General features: G+C 38.4%; 5 protein-coding genes and 1 pseudogene. 4 read left to right on the top strand and 2 right to left on the bottom strand.

Annotation, left to right across the window (positions count from 1 at the left end):
- Nucleotides 1–31: 31 nt before the first annotated feature.
- From ACTHJT_RS10010 to ACTHJT_RS10000, 3 genes are all read left to right on the top strand, one after another.
- The gene (locus tag ACTHJT_RS10010) at nucleotides 32–739 is read left to right on the top strand and encodes an ATPase (RefSeq protein WP_440237881.1); all 708 of its coding nucleotides are present in this window, start codon (nucleotides 32–34) and stop codon (nucleotides 737–739) included.
- 135 nt (nucleotides 740–874) lie between these two features.
- A complete protein-coding gene (locus tag ACTHJT_RS10005; protein ID WP_440237880.1) occupies nucleotides 875–2,539 on the top strand; it encodes a phospholipase D-like domain-containing protein in 1,665 nt (554 codons plus the stop codon).
- Between the two features lie 27 nt (nucleotides 2,540–2,566).
- A complete protein-coding gene (locus ACTHJT_RS10000) occupies nucleotides 2,567–2,746 on the top strand; it encodes a hypothetical protein (protein ID WP_440237879.1) in 180 nt (59 codons plus the stop codon).
- A 121-nt stretch (nucleotides 2,747–2,867) separates the two neighbouring features.
- Here the strand turns inward: ACTHJT_RS10000 and ACTHJT_RS09995 are convergent, their stop codons facing one another.
- Nucleotides 2,868–3,614: a hypothetical protein gene (locus tag ACTHJT_RS09995; protein ID WP_440237878.1), complete on the bottom strand. Its 747-nt coding sequence runs from the start codon at nucleotides 3,612–3,614 to the stop codon at nucleotides 2,868–2,870.
- A gap of 23 nt (nucleotides 3,615–3,637) precedes the next feature.
- On the bottom strand, nucleotides 3,638–3,937 hold the full coding sequence (locus ACTHJT_RS09990; protein WP_440237877.1) for a helix-turn-helix domain-containing protein: 300 nt from the start codon (nucleotides 3,935–3,937) through the stop codon (nucleotides 3,638–3,640).
- A gap of 111 nt (nucleotides 3,938–4,048) precedes the next feature.
- Between ACTHJT_RS09990 and ACTHJT_RS09985 the strand changes: the two are divergent.
- Nucleotides 4,049–4,238: pseudogene (locus tag ACTHJT_RS09985) on the top strand (hypothetical protein); the annotation flags it as partial.

Genomic DNA, 4,238 nt, shown 5'->3' with positions numbered 1-4,238 from the left:
CCAGCTACCGCAACAAAACCAGGAAAACTCCATGCAGACAGCAACAAGACCTATTCAGACCCACTTTGAGTTTATACAGAGCCAATGCGACGCCCAGCCTCAAGAACCAGCAGCGGAAAGCATCCTTGATTTTGAAACATGCATACAATTTTTAAATGAAAAGGGGCGCGAGCTCTACGGAAATAAATTTTCCATAGATCCTGTAGATTATGAAGTAATCTTTAAAATACTGGTATACACCATCAAAGATGTACGCAATGCGGAAGTGCATAACATCAATCTCAGCAAAGGCATTTTATTGTCGGGCCCCGTCGGTTGCGGCAAAACAGCCTTGATGCGGCTCATCAATTTTATCAATCCCAAAACACACAAGTACCTCATCAAATCATGCCGCGAGGTGAGTTACGACTTCGTGACCCACGGCTATGAAATGCTGCACAAATACACCTACCAGTCCTTTAAAACCAGCAAAGATATGAAGGTGCCGCAGGTCTGGTGTTTTGACGACCTGGGTACAGAAAACAATCTTAAGTACTACGGCAACGAGTGCAATGTAATGGCAGAGATCCTGTTCAGTCGCTATGATTTGTTTGTACAGCGCGGCATGCTTACACACATCACCACAAACCTCAATGCACAGGAAATTGAAGATGCATACGGAAACCGCATCAGAAGTCGCATGCGTGAAATGTTTAACCTCATTTCGTTTAATGAAAATTCAAGAGATAAACGCGTCTGAAACATGTAATCGTACTATTAAGAATTCGTATAGTGATAGGTTTCAGGATTGCCTGAAGAAAATTATTTTCTATATTTAAAACCAATACAACATAGCTATTTCTTTTTCAGTAGTTTTTTTATTCCCCAATCAATTATGAGAACATCTAAAACAAACCAACGTTTGAAAGTTAATGCCATTGCGGGTACCTATGTGGTAACCTTAGGCTTTGATTACCCAAAATCCCAATGCGCAGGGTTAATGGGCTTCTCCGTTTTGCGTACCGATGAAAATGGTACAGCAAAATACCTGGAAGGCATGAAATGTTTTGAAGAAACAGATCCCGGCTTTCCTGCCGGTGCGCTGTATCCTTCAAACAAGCAGCCCTTCCAATTGTTCCAGTGGGCAGATTATTCTGCTGAGCCCGGAAAAAAATATAAGTATACTGTGCGCGCATTGAAAGGCACACCGAAGAAATTAACTGTCGCTGCCGAATGTTCAGTAACGGTTACAACAGAATGCCCCGAAGCAGGCAAGCAGGATGTATACTTCAATAGAGACACGGCAGCGTCACAGGAATTTGAGCGGAGGTTCGGCGATGTTGATCCCAAAGACCTTGAAAAAAATCCTGCCATGAAGGAATGGCTTTCAAGAGGTTTGTATGAAGCCTTGACGCAGTTTGTTACTTCCTGCAAGCCTGGCAAACAGGCACTGCGCATAGCCGCTTATGAATTCAAGTACGAACCTTTTTTAAAACTTATAAAAGACACCATTAAAAAAGGTGTGGACATACAGATTGTATACGATGCCAAAGGTGAAACTCCGGGAACAGAGAATAGAGAACTGGTGGCAAAATATAAATTGAAAAACTATTGTACCGAACGCACTACATACAAATCAGGCATCGCGCATAATAAATTTATTGTTAAGCTTGAGAATGATAAACCCATAGAAGTGTGGACCGGCGGTACGAATTTTTCCATAGGCGGTATCTTCGGGCACTCAAACGTGGCGCATGTAGTTAAAAGTAAATCCGTAGCGGCTTTGTATCTGAAGTATTGGGAAGCACTGCAGCAGGACCTCGCGCATCAGGAGCTGATGGCTGCTGTAGAGGAGATAAGTGCTATACCGTCGGCAACTTTACCGAAAGGCACTGCTGTACTGTTTAGCCCCAGAACAACACTCGATGCATTGACATACTACAGCGACCAGGCCTTAACCGCTAAAGATGGCTTGTTCATGACCTTTGCGTTTGGCATGAATAAAGTCTTTAAAGATGTATATAGAAATTCAGCAGCAGGTTTCAGGCTGGCATTGCTGGAGAAAAAAACAAGGCCTTACCGCACCAGTGAAGCAGCAGCCAAAAAGGCCGATGAAAATGAAATACAGGAACTACGCAACATGCCGGAGAATATTTTTGCAATTGGTAACCATATCCGTACAAATAAGTTTGATGGCTGGGTATTGGAAAACCTTACCGGTTTTAATAACAACGTAAAGTACATCCATAACAAATTCATGCTTATTGATCCCTTAAGTACGAAGCCAATTGTTATTGCCGGTTCTGCAAATTTCAGCGATGCCTCAACAACCGGCAATGATGAAAACATGCTGCTGGTATGTGGTGATACTCGTGTGGCCGATATTTACCTGGGAGAATTCATGCGCCTGTTTTCGCACTACTCTTTCCGCGAATCGCTTGAATGGCGCCGACCGGACGAACCACCTAAACCACTGCGTACAGATGATTGGTGGAGATCCAGTTTTGGTGATACGCCCAACTCCTCAAAAAGAAAATACTTCGCACAGGTAACAAAGTAATCTATTAAAAATAAAAGCAGACGAATAATGGTTCGTCTGCTTTTTGCTTTAGTGCGCTTAAGCAATCTGGTGCACGGCTCCTACCAGATCACCTTATTTGACGACCCAAAAAAAACACTCAACCTTTATGCAGCCATGGATAAGATCCGTTTAAAGTATGACTCGGATGCCGTGGGGAGGGCGCTGAAGGGGGTAGTTGGAAAGTAGTGTGTTATAGGGCAATGCTTCGCTTCTCCCAAAAAACTAGTATAGATAACAGATTAAAAATAATGTCATAAAAATGGAGACAGTAAAAGAATCGAATCTATTTCCCATATTTTTTACTTTACTAAGGCTTTATGAAATCAAAGATATAACTAGCGGTAATAGAAATTATTGATGTAATTATTCCAAGTATTAATATTTTACGTTTACGAGCTTTCTGTAAATACTCTTCACCAGTTTTTAATTCAATATTAGGAAATCCTTCATGAATGAAATCTAAACTTTTAATAAAGAGGGTAAAAAATAAAATTAACGGACCCAAAACACCAAATAATGAAACCAAGGTATTAGTATCCTTTCTGCTAAAATAGGGTCCGAATAGTACAAAGTATCTTAAACAAAGAAAGCCTATTATAAATGTTGTTATTATTACTAATAGACTTCTTTTCTTAGAACCGATTTGAGGTTCACTTTGATTAACAATATCTTCAAATTGTTTTAAAATGCCATTAACCCAAATAGTATCATTTCCGCTAACCCATATATAATTTTCTAAGTCCTTATTTTCAATTGAATGAGTAAACTGAAGCTCAATTTTGTATGATTGTTTAAATGATATCAAACTCATATTTATTTTTTTGATAGTCTTGTTATCGATCAAACCATTTTCTGCAAATATTTCAATTGATTCACTTTCATAAGATGAGTTATCTTCAGCATCTAGAGAATAAATAATATATAAATCATCATTAGAGTTAGACAATTCTTTAGCAGCATTATCAAATACAGCTGCTAGTTGTCTAATATTTTTAGAGGATATTATTTTTTCGTTTAAGTATAACTTACGTTTTTCTTTGATTAGCTTATTCATATCTTATCAGTGAAATATAAAAATTACTTCTTATCCATTGCTTTAATCAACTTCTTTTGAAGCTCCATAATTTCTTTGTCTTTCTCGTCTAAAAGCTTTTTCAGTTTTTCGACTTCTGACTTTTCTCCGTAACCAAAAAGATCCGTTACACTCATTTTAAAAAACTTGGCAATTTGTTCAATTCTAGAAAGGTTGATGTCGGTTACTCCACGTTCAATTTTCGAATAAGCACCTAATGTGATTTCAAGCTCATAAGCCACATCTTCCTGTGTCAATCCTTTTGTTTCACGGATAGCCTTTATTTTAGATCCTAGTGTTTTCATAGGAAGTAAAGCTATGGTTATGAAAAGACTAATATAAAGTACTAATAGTACTTGTTTATAATATTAATAGTGCTTATACTTGTGTATTATTTATCTCAAACAGCTATTTTTATGGAAACCACAACTGAAGCAAATAAAAAAGAAATCATCCAGCTGATCCTTGCCGATATGCGTAACCGCAAGCTTTTAATTGGCCTGGAACATGCGGGTCTTATTTCAGAAGATTTTGATACTGGTCTTTGCTACATTATTTTAGGTAAAATGGGTTTTGACGATAGAACGGATGAGCCCGTTTACATTT

This window comes from Cytophaga sp. (genome assembly GCF_051961495.1).
Taxonomy (GTDB): Bacteria; Bacteroidota; Bacteroidia; order Cytophagales; family Cytophagaceae; genus Cytophaga.
This window is presented reverse-complemented; position numbering and strand designations above follow the sequence as displayed.